Raw genomic sequence first — 20,323 nt, 5'->3', positions numbered from 1 at the left:
TGAATCTTTACTGGCCTCGATAAATACAACCAGCGCTACAGGTTTCTTTAACCATAATCGCGCTGAGTTGAGGCAACGTCGGTTTTAACTGTTCCCAGATCCACTTGGCCAGGACCTCACTGGTTGGATTTTCCAGCCCAGGAATTTTATTGAGATAGTGGTGATCGAGCTGTTCCCAGATTGGTTTAAAGACCGCTTTTACATCGGCAAAATCCATGAGCCAGCCAGTGAGCGGATCGACTTCTCCGGTGATTTCCAGACGTACCATAAATGAATGCCCATGCAGACGCCCACATTTGTGCCCTTCAGGTACGTGTGGAAGGTGATGTGCTGCTTCAAATTGAAAATCTTTAAAGATGGTTGTACTCATTATGCTTTCCCCTGATGTCAAAAGGTCGGCTATTCTACCTGAACTTTGCACGCTTAACGTGATTTTTCTGGAGATAAAAAGCACGATGCTTAACGACTTTATCGATATATTAAATCTGTAAATAAATTTAGGCGTTTTGGTTATGATATATTGCGATCCTTTCTTTAAATACCACTCCTATTTTGAGATAACCTGACGCCTGATCCATGTTTATGATTTCTACACCATTTACAGCTACACCGTTTATAACGACAACATGCAATGACAGCATGGATTCTGGCTATAGCAAAGGGCACTGGGACAATGACCGCAAAACCACCTTCAACCGCATTACTACCTGTTTCTCCAGAACAATTATCACGCTTGCAATCTGCGATTAGCGATTTTTCTCCCCAGCAATTAGCTTGGTTGTCTGGCTATTTTTGGGGCATGGTGAATCACCAGCCACAAACAGAGACCGAAACACCAGCCGTTTCCGCTCAGGAAACAGTGACTTTGCTTTCTGCATCACAAACAGGCAATGCCCGTCGTTTAGCAGAACAACTGAGAGATTCACTCTTGGCTGAGGATCTCAATGTAAACTTGATTAACGCGGGTGACTATAAATTTAAGCAAATTTCCCAAGAACGTGTATTGATTATTATTGCTTCGACACAAGGTGAAGGTGAGCCTGCCGAAGAAGCCGTCGCACTCCATAAATATCTCCATTCCAAAAAAGCGCCGTCAATGAAAGAGACGGTATATGCCGTATTGGGTCTTGGGGATACGTCGTATGAAAACTTCTGTCAGGCAGGGAAAGATTTTGACCGTCGTCTGCATGAGCTTGGGGCGCAGCGTCTGCTGGATCGTGTTGATGCGGATGTTGAATACCAAGAACAAGCGGATCAATGGCGTCAGCAAATTACGGCTATTTTGAAGCAGCGTTTGTTCGTACAGGCGAAACCCGGACAGGCAAAACCAGCCACTTCACTGATCACTCCGGCACATGATAAACAAATCTATACCAAAGAAACGCCGCTGACGGGTTCTCTGTTGACTAACCAAAAAATAACGGGGCGCGGATCTGACAAAGATGTCCGCCATATTGAAATTGATTTGGGCGAGTCAGGCGCGCGTTATCAGCCCGGAGATGCCCTTGGCGTCTGGTTTGAAAATGATCCGGCTTTAGTGGATGAACTAATGGCTCTGCTTTGGTTGGACGGTTCAGAACAGGTGAATGTGCATGGAAAGGTATTTCCATTGCGTGAAGCGCTAATCAGCCATGTCGAGTTAACCCAAAATACCGGCGTGATTGTTGAGAAATATGCTGTACTGGCGAAGGATGAAAAACTGTTGGCGCTGGTGGCTAACAAACCCGCATTGCAGCAATACGCCCAGACAACACCAATTGTTGATATGGTCAGGGCGGTGGCTTCCCATCCAGAAGCCCAACAATTTATTGATTTATTGCGTCCACTGACACCGCGGTTCTATTCCATCTCTTCTGCACAATCTGAAGTGGAAAACGAAGTCCACATTACCGTGGGAGTCGTTCGCTATGACATTGAAGGGCGTGCCCGTACAGGCGGAGCGTCAGGTTATCTGGCCGATCGCTTGCAGGAAGACGACAACATCCGCGTGTTCTTAGAACCCAACGACAATTTCCGTTTACCCACAGATCCTAATACCCCAGTCATCATGATTGGTCCCGGCACTGGTATTGCGCCGTTCAGGGCCTTTTTGCAACACCGTGACAGTCAGGGGGCGGAAGGCAAAAATTGGCTGTTTTTCGGTAACCCACATTTTGTGGAAGATTTTCTTTATCAGGTTGAATTCCAGTGTTATGTGAAAGAGGGCTTATTGAGCCGCATTGATCTGGCATGGTCGAGGGATCAGCAGCATAAAGTCTATGTACAGGACAAACTGCGTGAACAGGGAGAAGCAGTCTGGCGCTGGATTCAGGATGGCGCCCATCTGTATGTTTGCGGCGATGCGAATCGCATGGCAAAAGACGTAGAACAAGCCCTATTGGACATCATTTCACAACAGGGTGGCATGGATGCTGAACAGGCTGATGAATTCTTGAGTGAATTGCGCCTTGAGCGCCGTTATCAGAGAGATGTTTACTAATTATGAGCAATGTGAGCAATGTGAGCAATGTGAGCAATGTGAGCAAAGAGAAATCAGATCCTTTGATCGTTGAAGGCAAACTGGCAGACAGTGAACGCATGAAGTCAGACAGCAATTATCTGCGGGGAACGATCAGCGAAGATTTAAACAATGGGCTGACAGGCGGATTTGAAGGCGATAATTTCCTTCTTATCCGCTTTCACGGCATGTATCAGCAAGATGACCGCGATATTCGGGCAGAGCGCGCAGAACAAAAACTTGAACCGCGCCACGCCATGATGCTGCGTTGTCGCCTGCCGGGTGGAATTATTACCCCAAACCAGTGGCTGGGCATTGATCGGTTTGCTACAGAAAATACGCTGTATGGCAGTATTCGATTAACCAACCGACAGACCTTCCAATTTCATGGGATCTTAAAAAATAACCTCAAACCGGCACACCAATTATTGGCACAGATGGGATTGGATTCACTGGCAACCGCCAACGACGTCAATCGCAATGTGCTGTGTACCTCCAATCCGGTGCAATCGGCTTTGCACCAACAGGCCTATGAATGGGCGAAAAAGATCTCGGAGCACCTGCTGCCCCGCACCAACGCCTATGCTGAAATCTGGTTGGATAAAGAAAAAATCGCCACCACCGATGAAGAACCGATTCTTGGCGCCACCTATCTGCCCCGTAAATTCAAAACATCGGTGGTGATTCCGCCACAGAATGATGTGGATCTGCATGCCAACGATATGAACTTTGTCGCCGTGGCAGAAAATGATCAGTTAATCGGCTTTAACGTGTTGGTGGGTGGGGGATTAGCCATGACCCACGGCGACAAAAAAACCTTTCCACGCCTGGCGAGCGAATTTGGTTTTATTGCACTGGAACACACACTGGCCATTGCGGAGGCGATAGTGACAACCCAACGTGATTGGGGTAATCGCACGGATCGTAAAAATGCGAAAACCAAATATACCCTTGAACGGGTGGGTATCGAAACTTTCAAACAGGAAGTTGAAAAACGTGCCGGTGTGAAATTTTCCCCCATTCGCCCGTATGAATTCACGGGTCGGGGCGACCAAATCGGTTGGTTAAAGGGCATTGATGATCAATGGCACCTGACCCTATTCATTGAAAATGGCCGTTTGCTGGATTATCCCAACAAGCCATTAAAAACCGGGATCGCAGAAATTGCCAAAATCCATCAAGGCGATTTTCGCCTGACAGCCAACCAAAACCTGATTGTGGCAGGGATACCGGAGAGTGAAAAATCGCGGATTGAAGAGATTGCCCGTGCTCATGGTTTAATTGATGAGAGCGTAACGACGTTGCGTCACCACGCGATGGCGTGTGTTTCATTTCCGACCTGCCCACTTGCGATGGCCGAAGCAGAACGTTTCCTGCCGGCTTTTGTTGACCATGTCGATGCGCTAATGGCAAAGCATGGCGTTGGCGATGAAGAGATTATCCTGCGGGTGACGGGTTGCCCCAATGGCTGTGGCAGGGCGATGCTGGCAGAAATTGGGCTGGTGGGTAAAGCGCTTGATCGTTACAACTTGCACCTCGGCGGAAATCGCATTGGTGATCGAATTCCCCGCATGTACAGGGAAAATATCACCTCAGCCGAGATCCTTGAGATACTGGATGAATTCATTGGTCGTTGGGCAGCGGAACGTCATGCCGATGAATGTTTCGGTGATTTTCTAATCCGCGCTGATATCATCAAGCCCGTATTGAATTCAGCCGTCGACTTTTACGACTGGCAGGAGGCGGTATGAGCCAACTGAATTTATCGGAGCTGAATTTACCGAAATTAACAGCACTGACACCAGAGCAACAAATTGCGTCATTGGCCGAAATCAATCAACAACTGGAAGCGCTGGATGCCCATGAGCGCGTGAAATGGGCATTAGAACATCTCTCCGGCGAATTTGTGCTTTCCTCCAGTTTTGGGATTCAGGCGGCGGTTTGCTTGCACCTTGTGACACGGGAGTATCCGGATATTCCCGTGGTGCTGACCGATACGGGATATTTATTTCCTGAAACTTATCAATTTATCGATAAATTAACGGAAAAGCTCAACCTCAACTTGAAGGTTTTTCGTGCAGAGCACTCTCCGGCCTGGCAAGAATCACGTCATGGCAAATTATGGGAACAGGGAATAGCAGGGATTGAGCGTTATAACCAAATCAACAAAGTTGAGCCGATGAACCGTGCATTAAAGACACTGCAAGCGCAAAGTTGGTTTGCGGGCTTGCGTCGTCAGCAATCAGAAAGCCGAACTCACTTACCGGTGCTGGCCATTCAACGGGGCGTTTTTAAAATCCTGCCCATTATCGATTGGGACAATCGGCAGGTACATCAATACCTGACAAAGCATGGCCTTGAATACCATCCATTATGGGAACAGGGTTACCTTTCCGTGGGAGATATTCATACCACGCAAAAATGGGAACCGGGTATGAGTGAAGAACAGACCCGTTTTTTTGGTCTGAAACGTGAATGCGGTTTGCACGAAAGTTAAATTAATATCACAGATCACAACCAGGCTTATCAGGCAGCGCATCTTGTAACATCTTGTAGAAGAAAGCGCTGCTTTTTTTGTGCTTATGCAATTCAGGAACAAATAATTACTTTTTGTCATTTCATAACCTGATCACAGCCTCATATATTCATCCTCTAGTCATCATAATAATTAAGAGCTATACCCTTCGTAACCTGAAATTCATAGGGTAAATCATGAAATAGGCTCTGACACAGGATAGTACAGGACAGTATTGTGGATTATTTACCTTTATTTATTGAGCTTAAAGCCCGATCCGTATTGCTGGTGGGAGGCGGAGAAATCGCCTCTCGCAAAGCAGACTTATTACTTCGTACCGGTGCCGCGTTAACGGTTGTTGCGCCTGAACTGCATGCAGAATTGCAACAACGCCATCAAAAAGGGGAATTTACGTGGTTACAGGGAACGTTTAACACCGAATATCTTGACGGCATATTTTTAGTCATTGCCGCGACGGACGATCACCACCTCAATCAGCATATTTTTACCGAAGCCAATCAGCGCGCTATCTTGACCAATGTCGTGGATAATCAATCTCTCTGTTCCGCCATTTTCCCCTCAATCATTGATCGCTCCCCGATTATCGTGGCGATCTCATCGGCAGGAAAATCTCCGGTTTTAACCCGATTATTGCGAGAAAAGCTGGAATCTTTGCTGCCATTTAGCCTTGGCGAGATGGCAAGTATCGCCGGGCGCTGGCGTGAACGGGTGAAACAGCGTTTTACCTCCCTGCGTCAGCGGCGTCATTTTTGGGAAAAAGCGTTCAATGGGCGTTTTGCCACACTGGTCGCCAATGGGCAATTACAGCAAGCCGAGGAGCAACTGGAACAGCAATTGGCTCACAATGATCCCCATCCGCAGGGAGAACTGGCGCTGGTCGGGGCAGGGCCAGGTGATCCGGGGTTATTGACTCTAAAAGGCTTGCAGGTGATCCAGCAGGCTGATGTCGTCCTTTATGACCATTTGGTGAGTGCAGAAGTGCTGGAATTAGTTCGCCGTGATGCAGACAAAATCTGCGTTGGAAAACGAGCGGGTGACCACTCAGTGGCGCAGGAAGAGATCCATGCACTTATCATCAAGCTCGCCAATCAGGGGAAAAAGGTCGTTCGCCTGAAGGGTGGCGATCCCTTTATTTTTGGTCGGGGTGGCGAGGAATTACAAATCGCCGCCGCCGCAGGGATACCTTTTCAGGTCGTGCCCGGCATTACGGCGGCGATAGGCGCTTCCGCTTATGCCGGCATTCCACTGACCCACCGAGAACACGCGCAAAGCGTGACTTTTATTACCGGGCATTGCCGTGAAAACGGCGCTGAACTGGATTGGCCTGCGCTGGCGCGGGGCAATCAAACATTAGCCATTTATATGGGGATTGTGAAAGCCGCCTTGATTAGCCAGAAACTGATTTCACATGGCCGGGATCGCAATACGCCCGTGGCCGTGATTGGTTGTGGCACTCGCCCGGAACAGCAAGTATTGACCGGAACCTTATCCGAATTGGAGCGATTGGCGCAACAAGCTCCATCGCCCGCTTTGCTGGTCATCGGAGAGGTGGCTCAGCTCCACCATCAGATAGCGTGGTATCGCCCTGCTGTGATTGATTTAGTATAAGGAGTGCTCGATGGACGAAAAAAGACTGACCCACTTACAGCAACTTGAAGCTGAAAGTATCCATATCATTCGGGAAGTGGCGGCGGAATTTGCCAACCCCGTCATGCTCTATTCAATCGGCAAAGATTCCTCTGTCATGCTGCATCTGGCCCGTAAAGCCTTTTATCCGGGAAAACTGCCTTTTCCTTTATTACACGTGGATACCGGCTGGAAATTTCAGGATATGTATGACTTTCGTGATCGCACCGCGGAAAAGTATGGCTTTGAATTGCTGGTTTACCGTAATCCCCAAGGAGAGGCTTTGGGAATTAATCCTTTTATTCATGGCAGTGCAAAACACACCGACATCATGAAAACAGAAGGCTTGAAGCAAGCGCTGGATAAATATGGCTTTGATGCCGCTTTCGGCGGAGCGCGGCGTGATGAAGAGAAATCGCGCGCCAAAGAACGCATTTACTCATTCCGCGACCGTTCCCACCGTTGGGACCCGAAAAACCAACGTCCCGAACTGTGGCGCAACTATAACGGCCAGATTAACAAAGGGGAAAGTATCCGCGTTTTCCCCTTATCCAACTGGACAGAGCTGGATATCTGGCAATACATCTATCTGGAACAGATCGAAATCGTCCCCCTTTATTTGGCGAAACCGCGCCCCGTTGTTCAGCGTGAGGGAACATTCATTATGGTTGACGATGACCGAATCGACCTGAAAGCCGGGGAAGTGATTAGCCAGCGCAAAGTACGCTTCAGGACACTGGGCTGCTGGCCACTGACCGGAGCGGTGGAATCAGAAGCAGAAACGCTGCCGGAAATCATCGAAGAAATGTTGATATCAACCACGAGTGAACGGCAAGGGCGGCTGATTGATAGTGATCAGTCCGGTTCTATGGAGCTGAAAAAGCGTCAGGGTTATTTTTAAGGAGTCCAGCTATGCCAGCACTTGCACATAATGAAACCATTGCCAGCCAGATCAAACAACAAGGCGGCGTTGAAGCCTATCTGCGGGCACAACAGGAAAAAGGATTGCTGCGCTTTTTGACCTGCGGCAGCGTAGATGATGGTAAAAGTACACTGATTGGCCGTTTGCTGCATGACACCCGCCAAATTTATGCGGATCAACTTGCCACCTTGCAAAGCGACAGCAAGCGAATCGGGACTCAGGGCGAAAAGCTCGATCTGGCTTTATTGGTTGATGGACTGGTGGCTGAACGGGAACAAGGCATCACCATTGATGTGGCTTACCGCTATTTCTCCACCGAAAAGCGTAAATTCATCATTGCGGACACACCGGGGCATGAACAATATACCCGCAATATGGCGACCGGTGCCTCAACCAGTGATCTCTCGATTTTATTAATCGATGCACGCAAAGGCGTTCAGGAACAAACGCGCCGTCACAGTTTTATCAGTACCTTGCTGGGTATTCGTCACTTGGTGGTGGCGGTCAATAAAATGGATTTGATGGCATATCAACAAGCTATCTTTGAACAGATCAAACAAGATTATTTGAATTTCGCCGCACAATTGCCTGCTGATTTAAACATCTATTTTGTGCCCATCTCGGCATTGGAAGGGGATAACATCGTCACCCGCAGTGAAAAAATGGCGTGGCACACGGGAGAAACCTTACTGGACATTCTGGAGTCCGTAGACGTAAAAACCAAAGCGACAGAACAGCCTCTGCGTTTTCCCGTACAGTATGTGAACCGTCCTGATCTGGATTTTCGTGGCTACAGCGGCACATTATCGTCGGGGATTTTACGGCCAGGCCAGCCAATAAAAGTGATGCCATCTGGTGCTGTTTCTACCGTAGAGCGCATTGTCACTTTTAATGGCGATCTCACCTTTGCCGTGCCCGGAGAAGCGATTACCCTCGTATTAAAAGATGAAATAGATATCAGCCGTGGTGATTTATTGGTTGCGGTTGAAGATCAAATGAAGGTTACTCGCCACGCGGTGGTGGATGTCGTCTGGATGTCAGAGCAGCCGCTGATTCAGGGGCAAAGTTTGGATATCAAGGTCGCGGGCAAAAAAAGCCGGGGAAAAGTCGATAATATTCAATATCAGGTGGATATTAACCATCTGACCCAGAAAGTCGCGGTTGAGTTACCGCTGAATGCGATTGGCCGGATGGAATTTTCATTTGATGAACCTTTATTGCTCGACAGTTATGCACAACATGCCGATACCGGGGGCATTATCCTGATCGATCGCCTGACCAATGTGACGGTAGGCGCGGGATTGGTGCATGAAATTCAGGCTGATGTTTACGAAGAGCCGAAAGAATACAGTGAATTTGAACTGGAATTTAACCGATTAGTTCGCCGTCATTTTCCGCATTGGGGAGTTCGTGATCTCTTGGGAGGAAAATAAGTGGCTCAGAACAATATCGTCTGGCATTCACATGCCTTGGACAGGGCGCAGCGGGAAAAGGCCAATGGGCATCCTGCCTTGGTGATTTGGTTCACAGGGTTATCCGGCTCAGGAAAATCCACCCTTGCGGGAGCATTGGAACAGGCACTGTTTGCACAGGGAATCAAAACCTACTTACTGGATGGGGATAACGTCCGTCATGGCTTATGCAGTGATTTGGGTTTTTCTGACACCGATCGGCAGGAAAATATCCGGCGGGTCGGAGAAGTCGCAAAATTGATGGTGGATGCGGGGTTGGTTGTACTGACGGCATTTATTTCTCCCCATCAAACAGAACGGCAAAAAATCCGCGAATTAATGGGAGAAGGGCGCTTTATTGAAGTGTATGTTGATACGCCACTGGAGGTATGTGAAGCCCGTGATCCCAAGGGACTCTATAAAAAAGCACGAGCGGGAGAATTGCACCATTTCACGGGAATTGATGCGGCCTATGAAGCGCCTGAACAGCCGGAAGTTTATTTGGATGGTTCACAGCCGATAGAATCTTCGATTGAAAAGTTGCTTTTTGCCCTGAAAAACGACGCTATCTTGCCAACTTAACTCTCAAATCAACGACCGAACCCAACAAATCATCATGAAACACATTATTATTGTTAGTGGAATAATGTGTTTCTACACTCATTTTATTCAGCACATTTTTATTCCGTCGTGCAGCCCTATTTCGCCATCATGTTTTTGACCGACCTGATAAATGGCTATGTAAATGGTTTTGCGGATGATTTTGTGAGAGTCAGTGGCGTCATGCTGTTAGTTGTGGGATGATTAGCGGGTTTTCAGGGGGGGAGATGGGCAAACTAACGCTACTATTACTGGTTTTGCTAGGTTGGTTACAGTATTCGCTGTGGCTCGGCAAAAATGGCATTCACGATTATGTGCGGGTTAAGGCCGAAGTTGATAAACAAGAGGTCGATAACCTAAAAATGAAAGCGCGTAACGATCAGCTATTTGCTGAAATCAGGGATCTTAAAGCGGGTCAGGAAGCGATTGAAGATCGTGCTCGCAGTGAATTGGGCATGATTAAACCCGGCGAATCTTTCTATCGTCTGGTGCCTGATACCTCAAAACAGAATGCGCAATAATCCTTAAATCAGAACAGTAAATAATAATCGAGATGAATAATTCACGACTTCATTCCTCTGCTGATGTTTCTCTTGCCGATCATGCTGAAATCATTGCCTTGATCCCTGCTGCGGGTATCGGCAGCCGGATGCAATCAGAGTGTCCAAAACAGTATCTCAACGTTGCCGGAAAAACGGTTCTTGAACATACCTTGGCGGCACTGTTTGAACATCCTCGTATACAACGCATTATTCTTGCGCTGAATCCCGCTGATACCCAATTTGGGCAATTACCCATCGCGTCTGATCCCAGAATTACGACCGTCATTGGGGGGACAGAGCGCGCTGATTCGGTACTGGCTGGATTAGATTATTTGGCGAGTTTACCGACAGACAGAACAACTTGGGTCTTAGTGCATGATGCCGCCCGTCCTTGCCTGCATCGGAACGATCTCGACAGTCTGCTGCGGATTATTGATCACCATGCCGCCTCTCCTGACATCTGCGGTGGGCTTCTGGCCTCACCAGTGAGGGATACCATGAAACGCATGGTATCGCCGGCAGAGGCAGGATCAGCCACAAACCCCCCATTGATTGCGCATACCGTTGATCGCAACGGGCTTTGGCATGCGTTAACCCCACAGTTATTCCCTTTGCCGCTATTGCGTGATTGCTTGATCAAAGCACTTGCCGAGCAAGCCTGCATTACCGATGAATCTTCGGCGCTTGAGTATTGTGGCTATCATCCCGTACTGGTCAATGGACGAGCGGACAATATCAAAGTGACGCAACCTGAAGATTTGGCACTGGCTGAATTTTACTTATCCCGAAAAGTTAAGGAACCTATCGTATGAGAATTGGACACGGTTTTGATGTGCATAAATTTGGCGGGGAAGGGCCATTGGTCATTGGTGGTGTCCGTATTCCTTATGAACAAGGATTGATTGCCCATTCAGACGGCGATGTCGCCTTGCACGCGGCCACAGATGCCCTGTTGGGCGCTGCGGCACTGGGCGATATTGGTAAATTATTTCCCGATACTGATCCGGCTTTTAAGGGCGCAAATAGTCGGGAATTGCTGAAAGAAGCCTACCGCCGTATCCGTGCGAAGGGCTATCGGATCGGGAATCTGGATATCACCATTATTGCGCAGGCACCGAAAATGTTGCCGCATATTCCCCAAATGCGGGTTAATCTGGCAGAAGATCTTGAATGTCATATCGATGATATTAACGTTAAGGCGACAACAACTGAAAAACTGGGGTTTGTTGGCCGCAAAGAAGGTATTGCCTGCGAAGCGGTTGCGTTATTAGTAAAATAACTGTTTATAAAAGAATTGATTGTAAAAGAATTGGGTAAAGAAATAAGCATGGCATTGAGTGAATTACATTGGTTTTATGGTCAACCGGAAGCGACCGGCGTTGTTAAAGCCACACCAGAAGATTTTATTGTTCGCGAAGACTTGGGATTTTCTCCGGATGGAGAAGGTGAACACTTAATGGTACATATCCGTAAAACGGGATGTAACACCCAATTTGTCGCGGATCATCTTGCCCGTTTTGCCAAAATAGCGGCGCGCTCTGTCAGCTATGCGGGATTGAAAGATCGTAATGCCGTGACGGAACAGTGGTTTTGCCTGCATTTGCCGGGAAAACAAGATCCGGACTTAGCGGCATTTCAACTTGAAGGTTGTGAAGTACTGGCAACGTCCCGCCAGAAACGCAAACTACGGATTGGTGCATTGAAGGGCAATGATTTCACGCTGGTATTAAGGGAAATCTCTGACCGGCAATCGGTGGAAAAACGCTTACAGCAGATCGCGCAAACCGGCATCCCCAATTACTTTGGTGAACAGCGTTTCGGACGGGATGGGCAAAATATCGTTCAGGCACAACGCTGGGCGGCCAATGAAATTCATGTCAAAGAACGCAGCCGCCGCAGTTTTTACCTTTCTGCTTGCCGTAGCGCTATGTTTAATGCCATTGCCAGCCGACGTATCGCACAGGGTGAACATCAGCAGGTAAAAAAAGGTGATGCGTTACAATTAACCGGGCGTGGTAGCTGGTTTGTGGCGGATGAATCTGAATTGTCGGTGTTGCAGCAGCGAGTCATGGATGGCGAGTTACAAATCACCGCGCCTTTACCGGGAGACAAAGCGTTGGGCACGCAGCATCAGGCTCTGAATTTCGAGCAGCAGTGTTTATTGGATTACGAATCGCTTTGGGCATTGGTCAAACGTGAACGCGTGGAGAGCGCCCGTCGGGCAATATTGGTGAAACCGCTTAATCTGCGTTGGGAATGGCAAGATGACCAAACCATCACCCTTCATTTCTCTCTGCCATCCGGTAGCTTTGCAACCAGTGTGGTCAGAGAACTTATCAATCAGGATCAAAATAAGGCGACGGATATTGCAGAATAATGGTTCTGGCTAGTTATATGGCCTGAATGCAAAGCGCTCCACAAAACTGTCAGCGTCATGCTAAGATCAAACCATTTTCTGATAGCCTTAATATTGTCCAATCATAGGTTATACCAGACAAACAGAACAACACAGGGTAAGTTATTATATTAACCTCTGTCATTCTTAATAAAATCAAAGAGATATATCAATGCTGCGGATATTGCTGAGTAACGATGATGGTGTCACCGCGCCGGGTATTCAAACCTTAGCGGCTACATTGCGGAAACACTATCATGTTCAGGTCGTTGCACCTGACCGTAACCGTAGTGGTGCGTCAAATGCCTTAACGCTGGATCGCCCTTTGCGCATCAATACGTTGAACAATGGTGATATTGCGGTTCAGGAAGGGACACCGACGGATTGTGTCTATTTGGGCGTGAATAATCTGGTCCGTCCTCGTCCTGATATTGTTGTTTCAGGCATCAACTGTGGCCCCAACCTCGGTGATGACGTCATTTACTCTGGCACGGTTGCGGCTGCAATGGAAGGGCGTCACTTAGGATTACCCGCACTGGCAGTCTCACTCAATGGCGACAAATATTACGACACAGCGGCAGAAGTGACAGTGCGTTTATTAGCTTTGCTGCAAAAATCTCCATTGAGGGCGGGCAATATTCTGAATATTAACGTTCCTGATATTCCCATTGAACAAATCAAAGGGTTTCGGGTGACGCGTTGTGGTAGCCGCAGTGCGGCTGAACACGTCTATGCCCTGGAAGATCCCAAAGGCAATATGCTTTATTGGATAGGCCCTCCGGGAGAAAAAAGTGATTTTGGGCCTGAAACGGATTTTGCTGCGGTGGAAGAGGGATTTGTCTCCATTACCCCCTTGCAGGTGGACTTAACGGCTTACAAAGCTCAAGAACTGATAAATGATTGGTTGGCAAAAGTCGGGGATATTGGGGAATGTTAAACCGGTCGATGAAAAATTTGCTGGCGCAATTGCGTCAGCAAGGGATTCACAATGAGCACCTATTGGAGATTATTGGCAGAGTACCTCGGGAATGTTTTGTAGACGAAGCCCTTGCACATAAGGCGTATGAAAATACCGCGCTGCCCATTGGTCATGGGCAAACCATATCCCAACCTTATATTGTTGCCCGCATGACAGAGTTACTGAATTTAACCCCTGAATCCAATGTATTGGAAATTGGGACAGGCTCAGGTTATCAAACAGCAATACTTGCCCATTTAGCCAAACACGTTTTTTCCGTAGAGCGGATTAAGGGATTACAGTGGCAGGCTAAACGCCGATTAAAACAACTCGACCTGCACAATATTTCAACCCGCCACGGTGATGGCTGGAATGGATGGCTATCAAAAGGGCCTTTTGACGCCATCATTGTTACCGCCGCACCACCCGAAATTCCGCAGGCGCTACTTCATCAGCTTGCCGATGGCGGTGTGATGGTTTTGCCCGTCGGTGAGCGTACTCAATTACTGAAAGTGTTACATCGTTATGGGAATGATTTTCATGGCGACATTATCGAATCTGTCCGTTTTGTACCCCTAATTCAAGGCGAGCTAGCATAATCAGCTAATTTATTTGACAGGAAATATTCAAATTGGCTGTTATTTTTTCTGAAATTAAGCAAAATGTTTCGCTTTAAGTCTTTAGTGATTCTAAATTTCTTTATAAATCATCGTTATTTGCACTTATATTTGCCTTTATGGGGGAATAAAGTATGAATCTAGGAAACCCAGTGAAAAAAATAAAGTGGATAATCGCTAGCACTGTTATGGGAGCCATGCTGGTAGGTTGTAGCAATACACCAAATCGTCCAGCCCCAATAGTGAATATCGATAATAAAGAGAAAAATGGAGGATTATTCTCCAGACCGTCATCAATTTCGACACCAATGCCATCTTCTCCTTCTTCAATTTCAACAAATCGCATATCAGATAATCATGCTGCTAAAAGCCGTCTGCCAGTGAATGATGCTGCTAATGGCAGCTCGTCTCAAGGGAGGATTGTCTATAGTCGTAACTACGAGAATATCCCCAAAGGAAGCTACAACGGGAGTACTTACACGGTTAAACATGGTGATACCTTGTTTTACATCGCCTGGATTACCGGTGCTGACTTCCGTGATCTGGCTCTCAGAAATAACATTTCAGAGCCTTATAGCTTAAATGTTGGCCAGATCCTGAGAATAGGTAATACAACCTCCAAAAATAGTGTATTAATAGCATCAAATAGCACTCAATCTAAAATTAAGCAGGTTGATTTTCAAAAAATTAATGCGTATCCTGCAACTATTGATAGACCAAGGTCAGGAAAAATGTTGCCAAAAGAAACTATTTCTGGTAGCGACGATGCCTCTACAAAAGTATCTACAGCAACGGATACGGGAATAAATAGCGCTATTAATGGTATTGATACTATTAATAGTTGGAGGTGGCCGGCAGAAGGAAAAATTCTCGAGGGCTTCTCTGATTCTAAAGGAGGAAATAGAGGTATTGATATTGCGGGAAGCCGTGGCCAACCTGTATTTGCAACAGCTAGTGGAAAAGTAGTTTATGCCGGAAATGCATTACGCGGATACGGCAACTTAATAATAATAAAACATAACGATGACTACCTAAGTGCTTATGCCCACAACGACACAATGTTAGTTCGTGAGCAGCAGGATGTTCAAGCGGGGCAAAAAATTGCCACTATGGGTAGCACCGGGACAAGTTCAGTAAGATTGCATTTTGAAATTCGCTATAAGGGAAAATCCGTAAACCCGCTGCGTTATCTTCCGCAGCGATAAACCGGGGCAGGATCTGAAATCCTGCCCGCATTATCATGGGTAGGAGCAGCTGATGAGCCAAAGTACGCTTAAAGTTAATAAGTTGTATGATGATGCGGATTTAGACGAAAATAGCATGGAAGCTGATGACTTTGATGAAGCGTTGCTGAAAGATGAGGATGAATTAACTGGTCTTGATGAAGATTTGGATTTGTTGCAAGGAGTCAACCAACGGGTGCTCGATGCAACACAACTTTATCTTGGAGAGATTGGTTTCTCACCTCTGCTGACAGCAGAGGAAGAGGTTCTTTTTGCCAGACGAGCACTGCGAGGAGATGTTGCTGCACGCCAACGTATGATTGAAAGTAATTTGCGATTGGTTGTCAAAATATCCCGCCGATATAGCAATCGTGGATTGGCACTGTTAGATTTGATTGAAGAAGGTAATCTCGGGCTGATTCGTGCAGTGGAAAAATTTGATCCAGAAAAAGGTTTTCGTTTTTCTACTTATGCGACATGGTGGATCCGTCAAACTATTGAACGTGCCATCATGAATCAAACTCGCACAATTCGTCTGCCTATTCACATCGTCAAGGAATTAAATGTCTATTTACGTACTGCAAGAGAACTGGCACATACATTGGATCATGAACCCAGTATCGAAGAAATTGCGGAAAAACTGGATAAACCTGTTGAAGACGTAAGTCGTATGATGCGGCTTAACGAACGCATTACTTCTGTCGATACACCAATTAGTGGCGATTCAGATAAAGCCTTATTGGATATTTTATCTGATGAAAATGACACAGGGCCGGAAACCACCATTCAAGATGATGATATGAAACAGAGTATCGTGAAATGGTTGTTTGAACTGAACGCAAAACAGCGCGAAGTTTTGGCTCGTCGTTTCGGTTTGCTTGGATACGAAGCAGAAACATTAGAAGATGTTGGACGAGAAATCGGCTTAACAAGGGAGAGAGTTCGTCAGATCCAAGTTGAGGGATTGCGACGTCTTAAAGATATATTGCATACCCAAGGCTTGAATATGGAATCATTATTCCGCACTTAGTTGTTTATACAAAAACAGCTTATAAAAAAGCAACTTATACAAAAGAAATTTATACATAGAAAATTTATACCTAAGAAATTTCAAATTGCAGCGTGGTGGAAAATAAATACATTTCCAGAACAGAGATAACTAGACAGCTAGATAACTCGGTGATTGGAAAATGTAGAAGTCATTTCCAAAGTGACAATTGAAAGATAAAGGTATATAGATAGTAATCCTAAGGTGGGCTAAATAAGCCCACCTTTTATTTATTCACTTATTTATACCCTATAAATTTCAAGTTGCCGCTCACAAAACGAAAACAGTTTATTATCTCCCCACGGCGCGGGGAGATAATAAATGCATTTTGTAGTACAACGAGTATATTTAATTTATCCATTTTAGATAATGGGAATACCACTATGAAATTTAAAATCACGATCGGGCGTTTGAATAAGCTCTGCTTCAACCTGACCGAAATAATTCACCCTTGCTGTAATATCTTCTTTAGATATTGACTGAGCCAGTGCCAAATAATCTTGATAATGGCGAGCTTCTGAACGCAGCAGGGAAATATAAAATTTACCCAGACCTTCATCCAAATGGGGAGCCAATTTTGCGAAACGTTCACATGAACGCGCTTCAATATAGGCACCAATAATCAACTTATCGACCAACGTATAAGGTTCATGGTGGGTGATATGTTGGAACAGGGATTTAGCATAGCGGCTGGCGCTGATATTGTCATAGCTTATTCCTTTGGCCTCCATGATTTCCAATACCTGATAAAAATGATGCAGCTCTTCCTTAATCAATAGCACCATCTTATCGATAAGATCCTGACTATAAGGTGATTTCGGCCGGGCGGTAATCTGCTTGGTAGCCTGATTTTTGCCTTTCAATGAATGGATATCGCCTATTTTTTTATAGGCAAAATCTTCATAGGGTTGAAACCAAGCCAGCAGAGTATCCGCACTCTCAGGATCAACGGCATATTTACGAATTAAGAACATGGCACTTTGTGCCGCTTTCAATTCACATAGCAGGTGATCGCGCAACAAAATCGGCAAGCTCGCGGGTTGGCGAGCTTTTTCTACCCACTGGTCGGGTGTTTCGCACTGCAAAAATTGATAAATGGGCGCTAACAGATTGGTATCAAACTTCATTGTTGTTCCAGTCGTTGCTGTTCCAATCATGGTTATTCCAGCCATTGTTAAACCATATCTTTCAGCCGATAAATCCATTCCAATGCCTGACGGGGTGTCAAGGTATCTGGATTGAGGTTTTCCAATGCTTCAACGGCCGGAGACGTTTCTTCTGTCAGCAGCGTTAATTGTGGTGTATCAACATAGCCGGCTGTCGCATGATTGGAGAGCGATTCCAACTCTTTCAATTTTTGGCGGGCGCGTTTAATCACATCGCGCGGGACACCCGCCAGCGAAGCCACGGCAAGCCCATAACTCTTGCTTGCTGCACCTTCCTGTACCGTGTGCATGAAAGCAATGGTATCGCCATGCTCGACCGCATCAAGATGGATATTGACGACGCCTTCCAGTTTTTCAGGCAGTGTTGTCAGCTCGAAATAGTGAGTCGCAAACAGCGTCATCGCCTTGATGCGGTTAGCTAAATTTTCAGCACAAGCCCAGGCAAGGGATAAGCCGTCATAAGTCGATGTACCACGGCCGATCTCATCCATCAAAACCAAACTGTGTTCTGTCGCGTTATGCAGGATGTTGGCGGTTTCGGTCATTTCCACCATAAAGGTAGAGCGCCCGGAGGCCAGATCATCAGAGGCCCCGACACGGGTAAAGATGCGATCGACAGGGCCAATAACCGCTTTTTCGGCCGGAACAAAACTGCCGATATAGGCCATCAGCGTAATCAACGCTGTTTGACGCATATAGGTACTTTTTCCTCCCATATTCGGGCCGGTAATAATCAGCAAGCGGCGTTGTGAAGAAAGCGTCAATGGGTTAGAAATAAACGGTTCGCTTAATACTTGCTCGACAACCGGATGCCGGCCACCGGTGATCTGGATACCGACTTTATCCGTCAGGGTCGGGCAGGTGTAATTCAGCGTTTCAGCACGTTCGGCGAGGTTTGCCAGGACATCCAGCTCTGACAACGCTTCGGCACTGGTTTGCAAATCGGCCAGATGAGGCAGCAACAGATCGAATAACTCTTCGTACAGCGCTTTTTCGATGGCAAGTGCTTTGCCTTTGGAGGTGAGTACCTTGTCTTCATATTCCTTTAATTCAGGAATGATATAGCGTTCGGCATTTTTCAGCGTTTGACGACGAACATAATGGATAGGGACTAAATGGCTCTGTCCACGACTCACTTGGATATAGTAACCATGTACCGCATTAAAGCCCACTTTCAGGGTATCAATACCGAGTTTTTCGCGTTCGCGTATCTCCAGTTTATCCAGATAATCACTGGCACCATCGGCCAGTGCCCGCCACTCATCCAGCTCCGCATTATAACCCGTGGCAATCACGCCGCCGTCACGCACCAGAACAGGCGGTGTTTCGACAATGGCTCTCTCCAGTAAGGTCTGCAATTCATCAAAATTCCCCACACGCTGCTGTAGTGCCTGAATATAGGGGAACTCGGAGGATATCAGGATCTGATGAATATCGGGCAATTGCTGGAAAGCATGGCGCATTCTGGCCAAATCACGGGGACGGGCAGAGCGAAGCGCAAGACGGGCGAGTACACGCTCTAAGTCACCGACCTGCCGCAAAAACGGCTGCAATTCATAGCCGATTTCCTGTAATGCGGAAATGGCTTGATGACGATTTTCCAGCACCGCTTTATTGCGGATTGGCGTATGCAGCCAGCGTTTCAGCATGCGGCTGCCCATTGGCGTCACACATTGATCGAGGACTGAAGCCAGCGTATTCTCAGTGCCACCGGATAAATTTTGCGTCAGCTCCAGATTACGGCGGGTGGCGGCATCCATAATGACTGTTTCCTGCTGACGCTCCATCGTCAGGCTGCGGATATGGGGCAGGGCAGTGCGCTGAGTATCTTTGACATATTGCAGCAAACAGCCGGCTGCACGCAGGGCGAGCGTCGCCTTTTCCACGCCGAAGCCAATCAAGTCACGGGTGCCAAATTGCAAATTCAGTTGCTGTCTTGCTGTATCCAGCTCAAACTCCCACATGGAGCGTCTGCGCAGGCCATGACAACGTTCAATCAGCGCCATCGGCCCAAAGGTTTCAGGATAGAGCAATTCCGCGGGACGAGTGCGTTGCAGTTCTGCGGCAATAGTCTCTTCGTCGGGCATCTCGGCAACCCGGAAACGGCCAGAAGTGATATCCAGCGTCGCGTAACCAAAACCCTGGCTATCATGCCAGATAGCCGCCAGCAAATTATCCTGACGCTCCTGTAGCAAGGCTTCATCAGTGACCGTACCGGGGGTGACAATACGGACAACTTTGCGTTCAACCGGGCCTTTACTGGTGGCAGGATCACCAACTTGTTCACAGATTGCCGCGGATTCACCGAGTTGTACCAGTTTTGCCAGATAGTTTTCAATCGCGTGATAAGGAACGCCCGCCATAGGGATAGGCTGACCTGCCGATTGCCCACGTTTGGTGAGGGAGATATCCAGTAACTTCGCCGCCTTTTTGGCATCGTCATAGAACAACTCGTAAAAATCCCCCATCCGGTAAAGCAGCAGAATATCCGGGTGCTGTGCTTTCAGGCGCAGATACTGCTGCATCATGGGAGTATGGCTATCGATATCCTTTGCTGGAGATTCTTTCATATTGACTTGATTCAATTGTATTATTCCTGTTGACTCAGTTGGGCCATCGACCTAAGTCAACCCATCTAAATGACAAAACCTAAATATAATCAGCTAAGGATGGAACGCTAATAGACCTCATCCTGGGCGAAAACGCTATCTTATCATTGATAATCTGTGTGATTCATCTGTA

18 protein-coding genes are annotated in these 20,323 nt (G+C 47.0%); 15 read left to right on the top strand and 3 right to left on the bottom strand.

What is annotated here, in order from left to right:
- Positions 1-7: 7 nt before the first annotated feature.
- Positions 8-370, bottom strand: coding sequence for a 6-carboxytetrahydropterin synthase QueD (gene queD / locus XDD1_RS14645; protein ID WP_045972315.1), 363 nt, complete (start codon positions 368-370; stop codon positions 8-10).
- A gap of 303 nt (positions 371-673) precedes the next feature.
- On the opposite strand from queD, the gene cysJ reads away from it, so the two are divergent.
- From cysJ to rpoS, 15 genes are all read left to right on the top strand, one after another.
- A complete protein-coding gene (cysJ, locus tag XDD1_RS14640) occupies positions 674-2,479 on the top strand; it encodes an NADPH-dependent assimilatory sulfite reductase flavoprotein subunit (protein WP_045972313.1) in 1,806 nt (601 codons plus the stop codon).
- Between the two features lie 2 nt (positions 2,480-2,481).
- Positions 2,482-4,248, top strand: coding sequence for an assimilatory sulfite reductase (NADPH) hemoprotein subunit (cysI, locus tag XDD1_RS14635; RefSeq protein ID WP_408068276.1), 1,767 nt, complete (start codon positions 2,482-2,484; stop codon positions 4,246-4,248).
- On the top strand, positions 4,245-4,994 hold the full coding sequence (locus XDD1_RS14630; protein ID WP_045972311.1) for a phosphoadenylyl-sulfate reductase: 750 nt from the start codon (positions 4,245-4,247) through the stop codon (positions 4,992-4,994). The genes cysI and XDD1_RS14630 overlap by 4 nt, the downstream gene beginning before the upstream one ends.
- 255 nt (positions 4,995-5,249) lie before the next feature.
- Positions 5,250-6,641: a siroheme synthase CysG gene (gene cysG, locus XDD1_RS14625; protein ID WP_045972309.1), complete on the top strand. Its 1,392-nt coding sequence runs from the start codon at positions 5,250-5,252 to the stop codon at positions 6,639-6,641.
- A 10-nt stretch (positions 6,642-6,651) separates the two neighbouring features.
- Positions 6,652-7,560 carry a sulfate adenylyltransferase subunit CysD gene (gene cysD, locus XDD1_RS14620; protein ID WP_045972307.1) on the top strand — a complete coding sequence of 303 codons (909 nt, stop codon included), beginning with the start codon at positions 6,652-6,654 and terminating at the stop codon, positions 7,558-7,560.
- Between the two features lie 11 nt (positions 7,561-7,571).
- On the top strand, positions 7,572-9,014 hold the full coding sequence (gene cysN, locus XDD1_RS14615) for a sulfate adenylyltransferase subunit CysN (protein ID WP_045972305.1): 1,443 nt from the start codon (positions 7,572-7,574) through the stop codon (positions 9,012-9,014).
- Positions 9,015-9,614, top strand: coding sequence for an adenylyl-sulfate kinase (cysC, locus tag XDD1_RS14610; protein ID WP_045972303.1), 600 nt, complete (start codon positions 9,015-9,017; stop codon positions 9,612-9,614).
- 245 nt (positions 9,615-9,859) lie between these two features.
- Complete coding sequence (gene ftsB / locus XDD1_RS14605) at positions 9,860-10,153, top strand: cell division protein FtsB (RefSeq protein WP_045972301.1); 294 nt, start codon at positions 9,860-9,862, stop codon at positions 10,151-10,153.
- Positions 10,154-10,185: 32 nt separating this feature from the next.
- A complete protein-coding gene (gene ispD / locus XDD1_RS14600) occupies positions 10,186-10,986 on the top strand; it encodes a 2-C-methyl-D-erythritol 4-phosphate cytidylyltransferase (protein ID WP_045972299.1) in 801 nt (266 codons plus the stop codon).
- The gene (gene ispF, locus XDD1_RS14595; RefSeq protein WP_045972297.1) at positions 10,983-11,453 is read left to right on the top strand and encodes a 2-C-methyl-D-erythritol 2,4-cyclodiphosphate synthase; all 471 of its coding nucleotides are present in this window, start codon (positions 10,983-10,985) and stop codon (positions 11,451-11,453) included. The genes ispD and ispF overlap by 4 nt, the downstream gene beginning before the upstream one ends.
- A 48-nt stretch (positions 11,454-11,501) precedes the next feature.
- Positions 11,502-12,551, top strand: coding sequence for a tRNA pseudouridine(13) synthase TruD (gene truD, locus XDD1_RS14590; RefSeq protein WP_045972295.1), 1,050 nt, complete (start codon positions 11,502-11,504; stop codon positions 12,549-12,551).
- A gap of 190 nt (positions 12,552-12,741) precedes the next feature.
- Positions 12,742-13,506, top strand: a complete 765-nt coding sequence (gene surE / locus XDD1_RS14585) for a 5'/3'-nucleotidase SurE (protein ID WP_045972293.1) — start codon at positions 12,742-12,744, stop codon at positions 13,504-13,506.
- On the top strand, positions 13,500-14,126 hold the full coding sequence (locus XDD1_RS14580; RefSeq protein ID WP_045972291.1) for a protein-L-isoaspartate(D-aspartate) O-methyltransferase: 627 nt from the start codon (positions 13,500-13,502) through the stop codon (positions 14,124-14,126). The genes surE and XDD1_RS14580 overlap by 7 nt, the downstream gene beginning before the upstream one ends.
- Before the next feature lie 152 nt (positions 14,127-14,278).
- Complete coding sequence (gene nlpD / locus XDD1_RS14575) at positions 14,279-15,349, top strand: murein hydrolase activator NlpD (RefSeq protein ID WP_045972290.1); 1,071 nt, start codon at positions 14,279-14,281, stop codon at positions 15,347-15,349.
- Positions 15,350-15,401: 52 nt separating this feature from the next.
- The gene (rpoS, locus tag XDD1_RS14570) at positions 15,402-16,397 is read left to right on the top strand and encodes an RNA polymerase sigma factor RpoS (protein WP_045972288.1); all 996 of its coding nucleotides are present in this window, start codon (positions 15,402-15,404) and stop codon (positions 16,395-16,397) included.
- Between the two features lie 380 nt (positions 16,398-16,777).
- On the opposite strand, the gene miaE is transcribed toward rpoS, so the two are convergent.
- Complete coding sequence (gene miaE / locus XDD1_RS14565) at positions 16,778-17,572, bottom strand: tRNA isopentenyl-2-thiomethyl-A-37 hydroxylase MiaE (RefSeq protein ID WP_231854521.1); 795 nt, start codon at positions 17,570-17,572, stop codon at positions 16,778-16,780.
- A 17-nt stretch (positions 17,573-17,589) separates the two neighbouring features.
- The gene (mutS, locus tag XDD1_RS14560) at positions 17,590-20,151 is read right to left on the bottom strand and encodes a DNA mismatch repair protein MutS (protein ID WP_045973668.1); all 2,562 of its coding nucleotides are present in this window, start codon (positions 20,149-20,151) and stop codon (positions 17,590-17,592) included.
- Positions 20,152-20,323: the final 172 nt, after the last annotated feature.

Source organism: Xenorhabdus doucetiae (assembly GCF_000968195.1).
GTDB lineage: Bacteria > Pseudomonadota > Gammaproteobacteria > Enterobacterales > Enterobacteriaceae > Xenorhabdus > Xenorhabdus doucetiae.
The sequence above is the reverse complement of the archived record's forward strand: the minus strand, read 5'-3'. Positions and strand labels throughout refer to the sequence as shown.